This window comes from Dyadobacter jejuensis (genome assembly GCF_003149085.1).
In the GTDB taxonomy this organism is placed as follows: Bacteria; Bacteroidota; Bacteroidia; order Cytophagales; family Spirosomataceae; genus Dyadobacter; species Dyadobacter jejuensis.
In genome coordinates, this window is the sequence record NZ_QGDT01000003.1 from 325,168 (window position 1) to 341,865 (window position 16,698).

Annotated in this window: 16 protein-coding genes and 4 tRNA genes; 14 read left to right on the forward strand and 6 right to left on the reverse strand. The window is 43.1% G+C overall.

Features of this window, described 5'->3' with window-relative positions; translation table 11 throughout:
- Nucleotide 1: 1 nt before the first annotated feature.
- Nucleotides 2-682, forward strand: coding sequence for an ABC transporter ATP-binding protein (locus CLV98_RS08270; protein ID WP_109673841.1), 681 nt, complete (start codon nt 2-4; stop codon nt 680-682).
- A 459-nt stretch (nt 683-1,141) separates the two neighbouring features.
- Here CLV98_RS08270 and CLV98_RS08275 read toward each other — a convergent pair.
- From CLV98_RS08275 to CLV98_RS08285, 3 genes are all read right to left on the reverse strand, one after another.
- A tRNA-Lys gene (locus CLV98_RS08275) sits at nt 1,142-1,214 on the reverse strand.
- Nucleotides 1,215-1,294: 80 nt separating this feature from the next.
- Nucleotides 1,295-1,367 (reverse strand) — tRNA-Lys (locus CLV98_RS08280).
- Between the two features lie 80 nt (nt 1,368-1,447).
- Nucleotides 1,448-1,520, reverse strand: a tRNA-Lys gene (locus tag CLV98_RS08285).
- A gap of 190 nt (nt 1,521-1,710) precedes the next feature.
- Here CLV98_RS08285 and CLV98_RS08290 point away from each other — a divergent pair.
- The gene (locus CLV98_RS08290) at nt 1,711-2,325 is read left to right on the forward strand and encodes an SH3 domain-containing protein (RefSeq protein ID WP_229203265.1); all 615 of its coding nucleotides are present in this window, start codon (nt 1,711-1,713) and stop codon (nt 2,323-2,325) included.
- Nucleotides 2,326-2,403: 78 nt separating this feature from the next.
- The gene (locus CLV98_RS08295) at nt 2,404-2,868 is read left to right on the forward strand and encodes a CHRD domain-containing protein (protein WP_109673843.1); all 465 of its coding nucleotides are present in this window, start codon (nt 2,404-2,406) and stop codon (nt 2,866-2,868) included.
- A 62-nt stretch (nt 2,869-2,930) separates the two neighbouring features.
- On the opposite strand, the gene CLV98_RS08300 is transcribed toward CLV98_RS08295, so the two are convergent.
- Nucleotides 2,931-4,166, reverse strand: coding sequence for a DEAD/DEAH box helicase (locus CLV98_RS08300; protein ID WP_109673844.1), 1,236 nt, complete (start codon nt 4,164-4,166; stop codon nt 2,931-2,933).
- Between the two features lie 214 nt (nt 4,167-4,380).
- Between CLV98_RS08300 and CLV98_RS08305 the strand changes: the two genes are divergently transcribed.
- Together CLV98_RS08305 and CLV98_RS08310 are read left to right on the forward strand one after the other, a co-directional pair.
- The gene (locus tag CLV98_RS08305; protein ID WP_109673845.1) at nt 4,381-4,767 is read left to right on the forward strand and encodes a YchJ family protein; all 387 of its coding nucleotides are present in this window, start codon (nt 4,381-4,383) and stop codon (nt 4,765-4,767) included.
- 13 nt (nt 4,768-4,780) lie between these two features.
- Nucleotides 4,781-5,080 (forward strand): hypothetical protein, encoded by a 300-nt coding sequence (locus CLV98_RS08310; protein WP_109673846.1) that lies wholly within the window; start codon nt 4,781-4,783, stop codon nt 5,078-5,080.
- A 16-nt stretch (nt 5,081-5,096) separates the two neighbouring features.
- On the opposite strand, the gene CLV98_RS08315 is transcribed toward CLV98_RS08310, so the two are convergent.
- Nucleotides 5,097-5,327 (reverse strand): VF530 family protein, encoded by a 231-nt coding sequence (locus tag CLV98_RS08315; protein WP_109673847.1) that lies wholly within the window; start codon nt 5,325-5,327, stop codon nt 5,097-5,099.
- A gap of 52 nt (nt 5,328-5,379) precedes the next feature.
- Between CLV98_RS08315 and CLV98_RS08320 the strand changes: the two genes are divergently transcribed.
- From CLV98_RS08320 to CLV98_RS08340, 5 genes are all read left to right on the forward strand, one after another.
- On the forward strand, nt 5,380-6,357 hold the full coding sequence (locus tag CLV98_RS08320; RefSeq protein ID WP_109673848.1) for a Gfo/Idh/MocA family protein: 978 nt from the start codon (nt 5,380-5,382) through the stop codon (nt 6,355-6,357).
- Nucleotides 6,358-6,687: 330 nt separating this feature from the next.
- Nucleotides 6,688-7,584, forward strand: coding sequence for a hypothetical protein (locus CLV98_RS08325; protein ID WP_109673849.1), 897 nt, complete (start codon nt 6,688-6,690; stop codon nt 7,582-7,584).
- 43 nt (nt 7,585-7,627) lie between these two features.
- A complete protein-coding gene (miaA, locus tag CLV98_RS08330; RefSeq protein WP_229203266.1) occupies nt 7,628-8,581 on the forward strand; it encodes a tRNA (adenosine(37)-N6)-dimethylallyltransferase MiaA in 954 nt (317 codons plus the stop codon).
- A 27-nt stretch (nt 8,582-8,608) separates the two neighbouring features.
- Complete coding sequence (locus tag CLV98_RS08335) at nt 8,609-9,028, forward strand: hypothetical protein (RefSeq protein WP_109673850.1); 420 nt, start codon at nt 8,609-8,611, stop codon at nt 9,026-9,028.
- A gap of 336 nt (nt 9,029-9,364) precedes the next feature.
- Complete coding sequence (locus CLV98_RS08340; protein ID WP_109673851.1) at nt 9,365-10,642, forward strand: citrate synthase; 1,278 nt, start codon at nt 9,365-9,367, stop codon at nt 10,640-10,642.
- Between the two features lie 70 nt (nt 10,643-10,712).
- On the opposite strand, the gene pdxH is transcribed toward CLV98_RS08340, so the two are convergent.
- Nucleotides 10,713-11,354, reverse strand: a complete 642-nt coding sequence (gene pdxH / locus CLV98_RS08345) for a pyridoxamine 5'-phosphate oxidase (protein WP_109673852.1) — start codon at nt 11,352-11,354, stop codon at nt 10,713-10,715.
- Between the two features lie 106 nt (nt 11,355-11,460).
- On the opposite strand from pdxH, the gene CLV98_RS08350 reads away from it, so the two are divergent.
- The 4 genes from CLV98_RS08350 to CLV98_RS08365 all read left to right on the forward strand — a co-directional run bounded on the left by CLV98_RS08350 (nt 11,461) and on the right by CLV98_RS08365 (nt 16,638).
- Entirely contained in the window at nt 11,461-13,365 is a 1,905-nt protein-coding gene (locus tag CLV98_RS08350) for a DUF349 domain-containing protein (protein WP_109673853.1), read from the forward strand.
- Nucleotides 13,366-13,476: 111 nt separating this feature from the next.
- Nucleotides 13,477-13,549, forward strand: a tRNA-Thr gene (locus CLV98_RS08355).
- Nucleotides 13,550-13,748: 199 nt separating this feature from the next.
- On the forward strand, nt 13,749-14,102 hold the full coding sequence (locus CLV98_RS08360) for an iron chaperone (RefSeq protein ID WP_109673854.1): 354 nt from the start codon (nt 13,749-13,751) through the stop codon (nt 14,100-14,102).
- Between the two features lie 310 nt (nt 14,103-14,412).
- Nucleotides 14,413-16,638 (forward strand): bifunctional alpha,alpha-trehalose-phosphate synthase (UDP-forming)/trehalose-phosphatase, encoded by a 2,226-nt coding sequence (locus tag CLV98_RS08365; protein ID WP_109673855.1) that lies wholly within the window; start codon nt 14,413-14,415, stop codon nt 16,636-16,638.
- The last annotated feature ends 60 nt before the right edge of the window (nt 16,639-16,698 follow it).

Sequence of the window (16,698 nt, forward strand, 5' to 3'; positions counted from 1 at the left end):
AATGGGAGATATTATTCTGGAAGCTAGGAGTATTAATAAGTATTTTCGAGATCCTGTTACGGTCAAGGTTTTGAAGGACATCAATTTTATAATCAAAAAGGGTGAATTTGTTTCTGTGACGGGTAAATCGGGTTGTGGCAAGTCGACTTTGCTTTATATATTATCGACCATGGACACCGACTATGAGGGCGAATTGCTGATCGATGAGGAGTCGATGATTCATAGAACGGAACCCGAACTGGCTGCGGTTCGTAATGAAAAGATTGGCTTCGTCTTCCAGTTTCATTACTTGCTGAATGAATTTACAGTTTTGCATAATGTGATGTTACCAGCCTTAAAGCTAAATAAGTACCGCCATGATGAAGTGGAGCATAGGGCCTTAGTAAGGTTAAAAATGTTGGGAATAGAACATTTGGCTGGGAAGCGTGCTAATCGTGTCTCGGGGGGTGAGAAACAGCGGGTAGCCATAGCCCGTGCTTTGATCAACGACCCGGATATTATAATGGGTGATGAACCCACCGGAAACCTAGATAAAAAAAATAGTGAAATGGTTTTCGATATCTTTAAGCGCCTGGCGGAAGAATTTGACCAGACCCTGCTTATTGTCACCCACGACCAAAGTTTTGCAGAAAAAACACATCGGGTCATCGAAATGGAAGATGGGAAAATTACCAAATTTTGATGTTCTCGCTTTTTCTTAGGACAAACTATGGATTGTAAAACCCTTGGGTATTACTATTAAAAATTTCACTTTGCATGCTAAGGATATGCTTGCTGTATATATTGATCCCTATTTGCCCCCATCCATCTCAGGCCCGCTTCCATACGACTGCTTAGGTCCGGCTTTAGGGATCAACTTACCGCTAGGGCGGCCCGTGCTAAATTTAAGGCCTTTAGAGCCACATCGTGAGGGGTCGAAGATGTTTGTCTTTTCTATTCAGACCCTCCCACCTGTATTTGTAATATTATCAGATTAGGCTCCCAATAAAATGGTTTGATCGCCGATCGTTCCATTCGTTTTTGGCATATGAAGATGATGGTCCGTGGAGGCTCAGATCATAGATTGCACGCCACAGGGGATGCCACCTGCTTATAGCCAAAAATAGCCAAAGACTTGCGGTCTTTGGCTATTAAAAAGGTGTGATCCCGCTGGGATTCGAACCCAGGACCCATACATTAAAAGTGTATTGCTCTACCAGCTGAGCTACAGAATCGGTTGCTGATTTAAATAAACTGTTCAACTTCAGTTTTAGCCTAAAGCTTAGGGCCTAGAGCCTAAAGCCTTAAAAGCTTGTGATCCCGCTGGGATTCGAACCCAGGACCCATACATTAAAAGTGTATTGCTCTACCAGCTGAGCTACAGAATCGAGTGTTGATTTAAAAATAACTGTTCAACTTCAGTTTCGCCTAAAGTTTAGGGCCTAAAGCCTAAAACTTGAAAAGCTTGTGATCCCGCTGGGATTCGAACCCAGGACCCATACATTAAAAGTGTATTGCTCTACCAGCTGAGCTACAGAATCGTTAATTTTGTTGGATTAGCCGAGGCGTTTTCCGTAATTGCGATGCAAAAGTAGAATTCTTAAAAGTATAATGCAAGTACTAGTGATAAAATACCTGAGATTTTGTATTTTTATGGGTTTGTTTTTTACCCCAAAATGGGCCTTTTCACGGGATATTGCAGCGTTAAAAGAGGCTGATTCTCTGTTTGCTATGGCCCAATATACGGAAGCCCTCAGCCTGTATAAAAAAAACTTTACAAATTCCGAAAAAAATAACCAACCCATGGTTCTAAAGCTCGCTTTTTTGTCGGAAAGGACCGGGAATTATTCAGATGTTCTGTTTTACTTGAGTCAACTGGCCCTTGTAAATCCGTCAAGAACCTTGTTTGAAAAGATGGATAAAATGGCTTCAGAGCATAATCTTAAAGGGTATGATTTTAATGATTACAGCTATTTTATAATTTTTTATCGGAGGTATGGGGCCTATTTGCCCCTGCTATTATTGGTTTTTGGGGCCTATATCATTTACATCATGTACTGGAAAACCAAGAGAAGACAGGGTATTCTGATCGTCCATAAGTTATCGATACTAACCTATTTGTTGGTAGTGGGGGTAATTATCAACTTGCCTTCTTTGTACCGTTCGGCGGTCATCACCAATCCCAAAACTTTTTTAAGGGAAAATCCTACCGCAGCGGCTTCCGTGGTCGATCGGGTAGGGAAGGGGCATAGGGTTACAATTCTTGGGTCTGTGGACCATTGGTATCGCATCATTTGGAACAACTCCATTGTTTATATCCGTCATTCTGACGTCAGAAATATTTAGTGGTTCTAGGTTGGTATCATTTTTTTGTAAGTTTGTATGTATATTTATAGCCTATTTTCTTTATTTAATTGAAGTTGTATGAAAAAGCCAATGAAACAAATTTTACTTTTATTTACTTCCATCTTCATGGTGGGGACTATGCTTTCCTGTAAAGAAGAAGGCCCTCACAAGGATGATATTGTAAAATTTACAGCCACGATCAACAGTGATCAAACGGTTCCACGCGTATCAGCCGCTGGCAAGGGCATAGGAGTTTTTGAATACAATAAAAGTACAATGTCGCTGAAGTATAACATTACTTTTCAAAACGTTACCCCCACTTCGGTGACCATTAATCATGCCACACCGGCTTGGGAAGCGGGGCCTATTTTGTTTGAACTTGCCAACAATCCAACTGGTGGACAAATCCAAGGATCCGAAACCTTGACCAACGACCAGCAAACTGCGCTGATCACGGGTACACTCTATGTGAATATCCCTACTAAGGACAACGTTTATGGGGAATTAAGGGGGCAAATTCTAGCTGACGAGGAAGAGTATTAAGATATAGATGCTTCCCCAAAAAAATCGGCCTGTAAGTTATTTAATGCTTACAGGCCGATTTTTTATTTTTTCTTAGGTTTCTTTTTCTTGGATTGAAATTCTTCCACCTCTTTCATCAGGCTGGACAAATCCAGGTTGGTATCTTCAGTGAAGTTGATGGTCTCCTCATATTCGCTTTTGCTCATATCGAGCACATTAATAGGGTTGCCTAAGTAATGCTGTATTTCGTGAAGGAGGGGCTTCTCTTCAGGGCTACAAAAAGATACCGCCTGACCCTTGTTTACCCCTCTTCCTGTTCGTCCTACCCGATGGACATAATTTTCTACCTGTTCGGGGAGGTCATAGTTTACCACAAAGTCCACGGCTTCTATATCGATACCCCTTGCCGAAACGTCGGTGGCTATCATCACATGGATATCCCCACTGCGGAATTGCTCCAAGGCAATAAATCTGTTTTCTTGATCTTTGTCGCCATGAAGGGTTACCGACTTTATTCCCATTCGTTCCAAGGCGGCAAATACCCTTTCGGCCCGGACTTTTGTCCGTACAAAAACCAGAATTTTGCTTTCTTCATTCTGCCTGATCATCCGTTCCAAAAAGAAACGTTTATCATCCATTTGGATATAGGTGACGGAATGGCTGATATTTTTGGCTACACGGTCATTGGGGGAGATCTGTATCCTTATGGCACGAGTGACTAACGAATAGGCTATTTTCTTGATTTGTTCATCGATGGTAGCCGAGAAAAACAGGGTCTGTCGTTTTTTGGGCAAATATTTGATGACATCTTGAATGTCCTTTAAAAATCCAAGCTTAAGCATATGGTCGGCTTCGTCGAGGATCAACGTCTGCACGTCAGTCAGTCGAATATGACCTTGATTGACCAGGTCAAAGAGTCGGCCAGGGGTGGCGATTAGTATATCTATTCCTTTTTCTAGTTTGGCAATCTGGGGGTCTTGTTCTACCCCACCTACGATACCATAAGCGTGTACCTTGGTATGTTTGGAGAGCTGTTGAAACACCTTGGTGATTTGGGTGGCTAGCTCTCTGGTGGGTACCATTACCAGGCACTTAATTCCCTCTGAACGCGAGGAGCTTTTCTTTTTAAGGATCAAATCGATTACTGGAATGGCGAATGCCGCGGTTTTTCCGGTTCCCGTCTGCGCGATAGCCAGCACATCTTCTCCTTTAAGTATGGCCGGAATAGCCTTATATTGGATGTCTGTGGGTTTTTTAAACCCTGCTTCTGTCAAATTTAGTTTTATTTCGTCGGCTATTCGGTAATCTTCAAATTTCATATGGATTGGGCTATGACAGGCACTATCTGCTAGTATCTATCGGTAAATTTGGTACAAAGATAAAACCCTTAAGTGATATAATAGGTTATTGTATTCTTAAGGCTCGATATATTGGTAGGGTTAGTCTAGGTATTGCTTTTGGAATATATGACCTGGACCAGTAAATTGCTGAAACTATAAAATGGGTTTATAGAATTTAAGATAGGAAAAATCGATGAGTAAAAAATGTTTTTGTGGATCAAGTGAGGCGTTTTCTACATGTTGTTCCCCCCTGCTGAGTGGGAAAGTAAAGGCGGGCTCGGCGTTACAACTGATGCGTTCCCGGTATTCGGCCTATGTTACCCATCATATCGACTACCTCCTCACTACTACCCATGTCTCCAAAAGAGGGGAGTTTGATAGGGATGAGGTGGGTTCTTGGGCGCGGGCAAATATTTGGAAAGACCTGGAGATCGTGAAGGCGGATGAGAATCGGGTCGAATTTATAGCGCAGTTCAGAGATAAAATGGGCAAATTGCGTTTGCACCATGAAAAGTCCACCTTTGTTAAGGAAGATGGGATCTGGTACTATCTGGATGGTGTTTTTAACGAAGCTATTTAACTAAACTTCGAATATGGTTTTCAGACAATTTGCGATTGGCCGATTTATGGTGAGCTTTATCGTTTTTATTTTATGTTATATGGCGGCTGGTAATTTGCGGGATGGTTTCTTTCAAATGCTGGTGGCAGGGCTTTTTGTCCTTACGCTTTATATTTTTAAGGAAATGAAACAAGGGCACTTGGAAGAGTTAGCGCACAAAGATCAGGAATGGTTAGAGCGGTTCGAGGCCTATAAGCAGGACCTAGAGGCCATCAATCGATATAACGAACTTCAATCGAACCGCCCCTCTAGCCAGGACATCGAGGAGGATTAAAGCATTGGCCAAAACCTTATCGGCGGTCGAGCATACGAAGGTATAGCTGCTCTACTTTAAGGCGTGCCCAGGGGGTCTTTCTTAAGAATTTGAGGCTGCTTTTTATGGATGGATCCTTTTGGAAACAGTTGATATTAATATAGTAGCCCAATTGCTCCCATCCATAGTAATCATATAGTTCGGTTAAAATATATTCTAAGGTTTTGCCATGTAGGGGGTTGTTGGGCTGTTGGGAAGTTTCATTCATGGCATTTTAGCTTTGTTTTTAAATAAGTAATAAATAAACTGTAAAGATAGTGATGGATCAAATAAAATGGGGAATAATTGGTTGTGGAAACGTGACAGAAGTGAAGAGCGGCCCGGCATTTAATAAAGTTGTCAACTCTAGCTTGGTAGCGGTGATGCGCCGTGATGGTACTTTGGCGGCCGATTATGCCAAAAGACATGGAGTGCCTCGCTGGTACGACCAGGTAGACGATCTTATTAATGATCCGGAGGTCAATGCCATCTATATAGCCACCCCTCCCGATGTTCACGAGGCCTATACCGAAAAGGCCCTTCGAGCGGGAAAGCCCGTGTATGTAGAAAAACCCATGGCTCGAAATGCCGCCGAATGTGCCCGTATGTTTGAAGTAAGCCGCCAGACAGAGGTCCCTTTGTTTGTAGCCTACTATCGACGTACCCTTCCATACTTTGTAAAATTAAAGGAACTGGTCGATTCTCAGGTCATTGGAGACATTCGCTTCGTGGATATTACCCTGCAATGGCAGCCCTACGACGAAGAGGTTGGGGCCGACGCAAAACCCCGCTGGCGGGTAGATCCAGAAATATCTGGAGGGGGGCACTTTCATGATCTTGCTTCCCACCAGTTCGATTTATTAGAGTATATTTTGGGACCTATTAAGTCTGCACAGGGTATTTCAAGGAATCAGGCTGGACTGTACAAGGCCGACGATATCACGATGGCCAACTTTGAGTTCGAATCGGGTGCGTTAGGAAAAGGGAGCTGGTGCTATACCGTCGACAAGGCCCAGAGAGAGGATGCGGCTACCATTATAGGGAGTAAAGGTCGAATTGATTTCTCATTTTTCGAGAAGTTTGATATTCGTTTAGAAACGGCTTCTGGTTCTCAAACATTTACGATCCCATACCCTGAGCATGTCCAGCAACCATTGATAGACCTGATCGTAAAAGACCTCCGTGGAGAGGGCAAATGCCCCAGTACCGGTGCCAGTGGCATGCGTGCCAATATGATTTTGGACTGGATAACGGCATAGATATTTTCTTACCGTAGGGTTTATTCAAAATTCAGTCCGTAAATTTACCTCCAAAATTGGGTATGGTCTGCGTAGCGTCTATTCCCAGTCGATCGAAAGATGTATGTCACATTAAACGTAAAAGGTCATGGCAAAGGGGAAAAATCTGGACAAAGGGAGTAGCAAAAAAGAGCCCGAGAAAAATTTAAAAGAAAAAAGAGCCGAGAAAAAGGCCAAAAAGGACGGTAAGAAAGACTACTAAGTAGAACGATCTAAGTAGTTGGGTAGAACGCAGCCTGCCTGAAAATGGTTGGCTGTGTTTTTTATAAGAGATGGACTTCCCTGTGTTGTATGCTAACTGTAACTGATGAAATAGCCCATTGGGCAAGGGAATTGCCGAATTGCCGAATAGAGAAGCTCCCCCTATTTAATGGACTCATAGCGCCATTGATACTCGAACACCCCTCCAAACCACCCGTATTAGTGGCCATCGTGTCCCTTCAGGCTTGGCAAAACGCTCCGAATGGGCGGCAGGACTTGAGGTGTTATTATATTCAATATATACAGGCACACCGCAATCGTTATGGAGCCGCTGTCCTGTTATGGGAGGATCAGTGGAGAGGGAAAAAATCGATTGTTCAGTCGAGACTTCGTGGACTCATTGGTCTATCCGAAACGCTACCCGGCAGATTGACCCAAGTGCGGAGAGTGGATAAAGCGACATCCAAACAATTCTTGAATAACCATCATTTGCAAGGTGCTACCATGTCCAAATATCAATTTGGATTGTACCTTCCTAAGCAATATTTTAGGGTATTAAACCCTAGTTTACAGATGGTTACTGGTGATTCCGAAGAATTGTTGGTCTCTGTCGCTACGTTTAGTCACGTTCGTGTTTTTAAAAAGAAGGGCAGGCCTTATCGTTCCTTTGAGTTGATTCGATTTGCCAATCTAATAGATCATACCGTAGTGGGGGGCTTAAGTAAATTAATAAAAGCGTTTTCCCTAGAGGTGCATGCCGACGATCTGATGACCTATGCTGACCTGGATTGGTCCGATGGCTCCGGCTATGAGCGTCTTGGATTTGCGCCTATTTCTTGTAGTCCGGCCGTCTCATTTAGTATCGGTGCACCCCAGTGGCAACGAGTAGCCCTGTCCCCGACCAGTCAGCCAGTCGACGGCAACACGGAGATATGGAATCAGGGAAGTGTAAAATTGGTTAAGTCATTTGACGCTTCCCCATGTTAAAGGATAGGTTAAAAGGCGAGTATCATTATAATGAAAGTGTAGCATGGCTATAGGTGAACACAAAGACAGTATGGAGCAAACGCCACTTTTGGTGCTTTTAGGGCCCACCGCATCGGGCAAGACCAGGCTAGCCGTACAGGTGGCACTTCGGCTAGGTGGCGAGATTGTCAGTGTGGACTCCCGGCAGGTGTATCGGGGAATGGATATAGGTACAGGTAAGGATTTGGCGGAATATACGGGAGTCCCCTATCACCTCATCGATATTGTGGCTGCAGGGCATCAATATAATGTGCGTGAATTTGTGGAGGACTTTAGGAAGGTATATCCCAGTATTGTTGCGAAAGGGAGGGTTCCTTTGCTTTGTGGCGGTACGGGCATGTATCTTCAAGCACTTTTGGCCGGGCATCGGCATTTGGAAATCCCTATTGATCCTTCTTTGAGAGAGCGGCTCCACACCATGGATCGAGATGCTCTCCTACTGCTTTGGGAAAGACTTCCGGGCCATCTCTTTCCCTCTGCCGATATCTCTACCACAAAACGATTGATGAGAGCCATTGAAATCGTCACCTTTTTGTCGGCCAATCCTGACATTGATCCAGAAACCATCGAAAATCGGGCTTATCCGGCTGTGGTATTTGGGCTTAACCCTGACAGGGACCTTCGCAGGCACAGAATTACGATAAGACTTAAAGATCGGCTTGCGAACGGACTGATTGAAGAGGTGGCTTCCTTGCTCAATAAGGGGCTGTCGGCTGAGGAGCTTATTTACTATGGCCTTGAATATAAATGGATCACGATGTACTTGGTCGGGGATCTGAAATACGACGAAATGGTTGCCAAATTAGAAACTGAAATTCATCGTTTCGCAAAGCGGCAGATGACATTTTTCAGAAAAATGGAAAAGGATGGGGTAGCCATAAATTGGTTAAACCCAAATGAACCAATTGATCAACAAACAAATTATATTGTAGATACCTATAGAAGGTATAAAATTTAAACTAGAAATATTTCCATTTATCTCCCTATGACAAAAAGAGTGAGCAGTCTGTTATTATTAGGACTCTTGGCCATTACGAATGCCTATTTATTATCGCACCCCAATATCGTGGGTAAGTTGGGTATACTGCTCTACCAGCATTATTATATCAAGACCTTTCCAAGGGCCTTACTGACGGTCAGTCTGGTACTATTGGGCGTTATTATTATAAGCGAAGCCGTTGTGCGTTGGGCACAGCCTGGCAAGGCGAAAATGTTGTTGGGGGGCTTTATGGGGCTATCGGTAGCATTTTTATGGTATGTTCATCATACGTTTAGTACGGTGACTTATCGAATGACAGGCAAATCCTTTATATATGGGGCCTATTTATTACCGGTTATTATGACTGGCATTTTTGGTTGGTATCTTATAAAATTGTTATTAGGTTCAGGGCAAAAGGAGTGCTAGTTCGTCTAAATAAAGGTAGTTCTTGGTTAGAAAAATCAAGTTGGAGAAGGGCAAATAGGATGCAGGCCTTAAAAAGTAGAATTAAAAATATAAATTGTGAAACTTTAAACTATCAAAATTGAATTTTCACAAATAAAACATAGATAGTAATAGAAAGTACATGGAATTTTAAGATATTGCAGCTAGTGTTTGAGCCCTTCTCGCAAGCATAATGATAGATTTCATGTTAAGATAACATGTCTGCTAAGTAGAATCTGATTCAAACGCCGTTTTGATTTTGCGTATCTCGCTCAATCATATTTGTACTAACCTTTTAATAATTTTATTTTAGTTTATATGTCTCAAGTAGCTGAATTAACCCTTGACGGTAAATCTTATCAATTTCCAATAATAGAAGGTAGTGAAAAGGAAAAAGCGATAGATATTGCGAAATTAAGGGATCAAACTGGCCATATTACCATTGATGCCGGTTATAAAAATACAGGTGCCACCAAAAGCGCTATTACTTTTTTAGATGGTGAGAATGGGATACTAAATTACAGAGGGTACTCTATCGAGGATTTGGCTGAAAAGGCCACTTTTTTAGAGGTAGCATATCTATTGATTTTTGGGGAACTACCCACAGAAAAGGAATATGCTGATTTTGAATACGAAATTCGCACGCATACCTTAGTAAATGAGGATATGCGTAAGATATTTGAAGGGTTCCCTGTCAATGCCCATCCGATGGGTGTATTGTCGTCGTTGGTAAGTGCTATGAGCGCTTTTTATCCTGACCACCAGGACGCCGAGGACCTTACCAGCCTTCATATCATTCGTTTGTTGGCCAAGTTGCCTACGATCGCCACTTGGTCCTTTAAGAAATCGCAAGGTCATCCGGTTAATTACCCACAGAATGATCTGGATTATTGCTCGAACTTCTTAAATATGATGTTCGCCTTGCCAGTAGCCTCTTATGAGGTAGATCCGGTAGTAGCCAAAGCGTTGAACAAACTCTTGATCCTACATGCCGATCACGAACAAAACTGTTCGACTTCAACGGTTCGTCTGGTAGGTTCTTCACAAGCGAATATCTATTCATCCATTTCGGCGGGTATTAGTGCGCTATGGGGTCCATTGCATGGCGGTGCCAATCAGGAAGTGATAGAAATGCTAGAAGCCATCAAAAATGATGGAGGGGACATTCAGAAGTACATTGATATGGCCAAGGATAAAACCAGTGGTTTCCGTTTATTCGGCTTCGGGCATAGGGTGTATAAAAACTTCGATCCACGTGCACGGATTATCAAAAAAGCAGCGGACGATGTATTGAATAAGCTAGGAATTAAAGATCCAGTGTTAGAAATCGCCCAGAAGTTGGAGAAAGCAGCTCTAGAAGACGAATACTTCGTAAAAAGAAAGCTATATCCGAATGTAGACTTCTACTCTGGCATTATATACAGAGCACTTGGAATACCTACCAATATGTTCACCGTGATGTTTGCGATTGGCCGTTTACCAGGATGGATCGCTCAATGGAAAGAGATGCGCACCAATAAGGAGCCTATCGGTCGTCCACGCCAGGTATATACAGGTCCAGTAAAGCGCGACTTTGTAGCGATGAGCGAGCGTTAATAGGAAGCTAAGAATTATAAGCAAAAGCGCCTCAGTGAAAACTGAGGCGTTTTTGCTTTGTATGGGCCTATTAGGGGCTAAGCCTTTCGATATTCCAGGTTCCGGATTCTGTTTTGAAATACGCCAGCCTGTCGTGGAGCCGACTAGGGCGCCCCTGCCAGAACTCCATATAGGAGGGTATTACCCGATAACCTCCCCAATGAGGTGGTCTGGTAACGGGCTGGTCCTTGAACCTTGCTTGGACTTGCTGCAGGGTCTTGTCTAAAATATCGCGGTCCTTTATTACTTCACTTTGGTGGGACACCCATGCGCCCAATTGACTTTCTCGTGGCCGGGATGCAAAGTATTCGTCAGATTCTTGATCGGAAACCTGCTGAGATCGTCCTTCAATACGCACCTGGCGCTCGAGTTCTTTCCAGAAGAAGGTGAGAGCGACCTGCGGGTTATGGGCCATGGCGATACCCTTGCTACTTTGGTAGTTGGTATAGAAGACAAACCCGTCCTGGTCCATGCCCTTCAGTAGGACGATGCGGCTCGTGGGGCGGTCGTTTACCGAAGTACTGAGCAGCATGGCATTGGCTTCAGTGATGTTAGCGGCTAATACCTGAGAAAACCAATTTTCGAACTGCATAAGAGGATTTGGTGCCAAATCTTTCTCCCTTAAACCGTCCAAGGTATAATCAATTCTAATATTTGCTAAGGTTTTAGTCATTTAGTTCAATTATGTTGAAATGTTAGAAGACCAAAAATAGCCATTTCAATGGAAAGATTGTTAGATTTGTAGTTCAGAAGAACGTACTTACGAAATTTTTAACACGATGGCACAGGAAGAAAACACAGGGGTCGGTAGCAATGAGCAGGAGGACCTGACAACAAACACAATAGATTCCCTAGAAATAGATCTTCAAAACGATTTGGAGGAGGAACCGGAAGAGGATACCCCCGATGTGGACTACAGCCTGTTGTCAAAGGAAGATTTGGTAAAGGCGCTTGAAGGCGAACTAGCGAAGGTACAGCATCCAGAATTTAAGATGTCATCCTTTCGCCAGGTGGAAACGGTGGTGAAGGAAATCCGTCAGATAGCCGACCAAGCCAAAAAGGAAGAAAGGGAAGCCGCTCTAAAAGTTTACATCGAGGAAACTGGAGCCGAAGAAGGGTTTGAGTTTAAGTCCGATGAGCATTTACGACAAATAGACGCACTTTCGAAAGAGATCAGAGGATTCAAACAGGCCTTTTATCAAAAGCAAGATAAAGAAAAGGAAAGGAACTTTACCGTCAAGACGGAATTGTTGCAACGGCTGCGCCAGTTGCTCGACGAGGAAGAAGGTCGGGAAACCGACGCTTCTGGCTTGAAAAGTAGCTGGGAAGAGTTTAAAAAAATTCAGGAAGAATGGAAAGTTGCCGGCAATATCGCTTCACCGCATAATGGAACCCTATGGGCTACCTATAATGCGCTAATCGATCGTTATTTTAGCAACCGTCATATTTATTTCGAACTTAAGGAACTCGATAGACGTAGAAATGCGGAATTGAAAGCTGAGTTATGCCAAAAGGTAGAAGAACTAGGCAAATCATTAGAGTCTCGGCCCATGTCGAGGGAGATACTCGCCGAAGCCAACCTTATTTTTGAAGAGTATAAGCATCTAGGCCCAGCGCCTAAGGAAGAACAGGAGCAGCTTTGGCAACGATTTAAGTTGGCAATGGACGTTCTTTATGATGCTCAACGTGCTTCTTATGCCGAGCAGAAGAAGTCGATGAAAGAGCATTATGAGCATAAATTGGCCATCTATAATGAAATTGCCCCTTTTACTGCGTTCCAGTCCAGCAGTATTAAGGAGTGGAATGCCAAGACCAAGGAGATCATGGCCTTCCAGGATCAGTGGGTAGCTCATAAGGGGATGATGCCTCGGGACGAAGGCAAAGACTTGAGTAAGAAGTTTTGGGGAGCTCTTAAGACTTTCTTTAATAACAAAGGGGAGTTCTTTAGGCAGTTGGAAGCCAAAAGAGAGGTGAACCTCGAGTTGAAAACCAAAATGTGTGAGGAAGCAGAGGCGATACTCGCAACGGGTGAAGACACACCGGCGAATACTCAAAAAATTATTGAGCTGCAAAAGAAATGGAAAGGGGTAGGACAGGTTCCTGAAAAGTTCAAGGATTCTATTTACGATCGATTCAAAAAGACCTGTGATGGCTATTTCGAAAATAAGCGCTCTAAGAATAAAGAAGTAGAGAAGGAATTTGAAGAGAACCTGGCTAAGAAAGTCGACTTGATCGAAAGAATTGAAAATGCGGCCAGCAGCCAGGACGAGTCGACATTGAACCTATTGTCGGCATTTAAGTCGGAATGGTCGTCGATTGGCTTCGTTCCTAAAAAGGACATGCAGGCTACCCAAAAAAGGTATATTGCCGCTATTAATGCCTATGTGAGTGCCATAGCTCAGTTGTCGAGTAAAGAGAAGGAGCAGGCCGTTTTGGAAAGTGAAGTGGAGCTGGTACGTGATGGGGAGAATAACCGAGGCCTATACCGCAAGGAGACCGATATTCGCCGAAAAGTTACCCAACTGGAGAACGACATAGCGCTTTGGCAAAATAATATAGAATTTTTTGCGAAGTCGAAGACCTCGGATCGATTGAAGGCAGAATTTGAAAGGAAGATAAATGCCGCTCTGGAGCAGTTAGAGGATTTAAAACATCAACTGACTATTATTCAGGAGGCTATATAGTTTTCGAAAAAAAAGTAGAAAATATTTTTATTCAATGCTTGCATGTAATAAATCTTTAGCCTACTTTTGCACCACAATAACGGAATGACACACGGTCATCCGGAATTAAAAGCCTCCATAGCTCAGCTGGTAGAGCAACTGACTTGTAATCAGTAGGTCGTTGGTTCGATCCCGACTGGAGGCTCGCATAAAAAGCACTTAGCATATTTGTTAAGTGCTTTTGTGTTTTTATACCCCTCTCAGCCCTTTCTACGCGCCATATAAAAAGATATAGGCCAGCCGGCCTACTACAAAAACCATTTTATTAAATTGTGAAAAGCTTCAATATTTATTCTTATTCCATAATTTAGGGGTTAGGTTAAACCGACAAACCAGCTTGTGTTATGAATGCAATTGAAGTGTATATGGCCCAGTTTCCTGAGGAGGTACAGGTAGTTCTTAAAAGAATAAGGGCGCTCATACTGGCCACGGCTCCAGAATCGGAAGAGTTGATAGCTTATGGGATGCCGGCCTATAAGTCGTGGGGGAAGCCGTTGGTGTATTTTGCGGCGTTTAAAAAACATATAGGTTTTTATGCCACCCCCTCGGGGCATCAGGAATTTGCAGAGGAGCTTGCTGCATACAAACAAGGTAAGGGATCGGTTCAGTTTCCGCTCGATAAGCCAATACCCTATGACCTGATCGAGCGTATCGTGCGCTTTAGGCTTGCGGAAAATTATAACCAAAGTCGCCAATGATTTGGTGCAAGGAGGGGTGACTTCAAGGTAGTTTCTTATCGAAAAGAGGAGGCATCGATAGGGTTTTGGATATAAATGGGGAAGTTTTACCACAGATTGTGCCTGCCATGAACGGCGGTGGGGTCCTACTATTTACGTCAAATCATATTCTTCAAACAATTATTAGTAAAATCATATTTAACCTAAGAATTCCTTTTTTCCTCGGTTCATTTGCTCAGTTTCATTGTTTTGCGGTACAGTTGTTGTATATTAAACAGTACTTGATCGTCTATTTACTAATTAGCTCTATATTTTTGAGCCTTTACCATATATGAAGAACACACAAGAAGATGAAAATTCGGGTCGATTGATTATCGTCGCCTATAGGTTGCCTTTCAAAATTGTAAGAGAAGGAGATGGCGTAAATTTATTCCAAAATTCAGGAGGATTGGTTTCAGCTGTTTTATCGCTAGTTGGCGATGGAGCCCACTCCCCGGTTGTATCCGGTGATAAGATACAGTGGATCGGTTATACCGACAACAGTAAGGAAGAACTGGAAGGCCAATCACTGGAAAACGATAGTTTTAAAGCGCACCCCGTATTTATTCCTGAAGATGTAAATGAAAACTATTATGAAGGCTTTTGTAATGACTTGATTTGGCCCTTATGTCATTATTTTCCTTCCCATGCGAGTTTCGATGAAGCATATTATCAGGCTTATAAAACGGCCAACCAATTGTTTTTTGAGAAATTAGAGGAGATCATACAGCCTGGTGATATTGTATGGGTGCAGGATTATCAGTTAATGTTGCTGCCCCAGATGATCCGGGAGAAGTTTCCAAATAATAAAGTAGGCTTTTTCTTCCATATTCCTTTCCCTTCTTATGAGTTATTTCGCATGCTTCCCGTAGAGTGGAGGAAGTCGATTGTGGAGGGGATTATTGGTGCCGACGTGGTAGGTTTTCATACCAACGATTACGTGGAGTACTTTTTAAAAGCCGTACGGATGGTGCTGGGTCATGGTAATAAGTTGCACTATATTAATCTAAGCAACCGGATTGTAAAGATAGATTCCTTCCCCATTAGTATCGATTTCAAAAAGTTTGATAAAGCCTATGCGGATCCCGACGTTATAAAGGAAAGAACCGTGGCGAGGGAAATGCTTAAAGAGAAGATTATCTTTTCGGTGGATAGGCTCGACTACTCCAAAGGGATATTACACAGGCTCGACGGCTTTGAACGGTTTTTGGAACAGAATGGAGCGTGGCATGGGAGGGTAGCATTCGTTATGGTAGTAGTGCCCTCTCGCGACACCATTGAGCTCTATCAGCAAATGAAGGCAGAAATAGACCAGACGGTCGGACGGATTAATGCCTCCTATGGAAACATCAATTGGCAGCCGATCATATATCAGTATCGTTCCATGGTTTTTGCTGAATTGGTGGGGATGTATACTGCCAGCGATATTGCACTGATTACCCCAGTAAGAGATGGGATGAATCTGGTTTGTAAGGAGTATGTGGCGAGTCGTCATGACTGTCAGGGGGTATTAATATTGAGCGAAATGGCTGGAGCTGCTGCCGAGCTAGGAGAGGCTCTCATCATAAACCCTCTCGATAAACAGAATATTGCCGATTCCATTAAGCTGGCTTTGGATATGCCGAAGGAGGAGCAAGAAAAGCGTATGAAAGTCATGCGTTCTAGAATTAGAGAATATGATGTGTTTGCCTGGACAAACGATTTCTTTACACAAATAACTATGTTAGAACAAGAACACGAAAAATTGAGACAAGTTTTCCTTAATAAGGCCGGGATTGCGAAAATCCGGGATGCCTATCATCAGGCTGGGAATAGAATATTATTCTTCGATTATGATGGAACCTTGGCGCCTATCGTTCCCGATCCAGCCAAAGCTATTGTTAGCGACGAAGTTAAGGAATTGATTGCTGCATTTGCCGAAAATGATACTGTGGTTATTATAAGCGGTAGGGATAGGCATTTCTTAAGCCAGTTGTTCTTGGATATGCCTGTTCATATTATTGCAGAGCATGGGGCGCTTATCAAAGCCAAGGAGAGCACTGAATGGGTGTTGAACGAAAACTACGAGGAGAACTGGAAAGAGAGTATACAGCCCATTATGGACATGTATGCCAAACGATGCCCTGGCGCAGTGGTAGAAGAAAAAGAAACTTCTTTGGCTTGGCACTATAGAACAGCGGAAGACAAAGAGTATGCCACCCGCCGGGCACAAGAGTTAGTTTGGCAACTAAAAAATTATATCCAGCCAGAGCTTAATCTTCAGATTATCGATGGTAACAAGGTCGTAGAGGTGAAGAAAACGGCCTTTAATAAAGGAACGGCTGCAAAAGAAATGGTTGAAGCTGGGAATTACGATTTTATTTTGGCTATGGGCGATGATAAAACCGATGAGGATATGTTTATTGAACTACCAGATACTTCGTTTACCATCAAGGTGGGAGATATGTTGTCGGCTGCACGGGCTCATTTAAGGAGTCAAGATGAAGTATATGACTTCTTATTGCAGTTAAAGAAATAAGGGCGAACAATGCACAATCGTATTTGTAAATGAAAGAGGTTGGACCACATAGTCCAACCT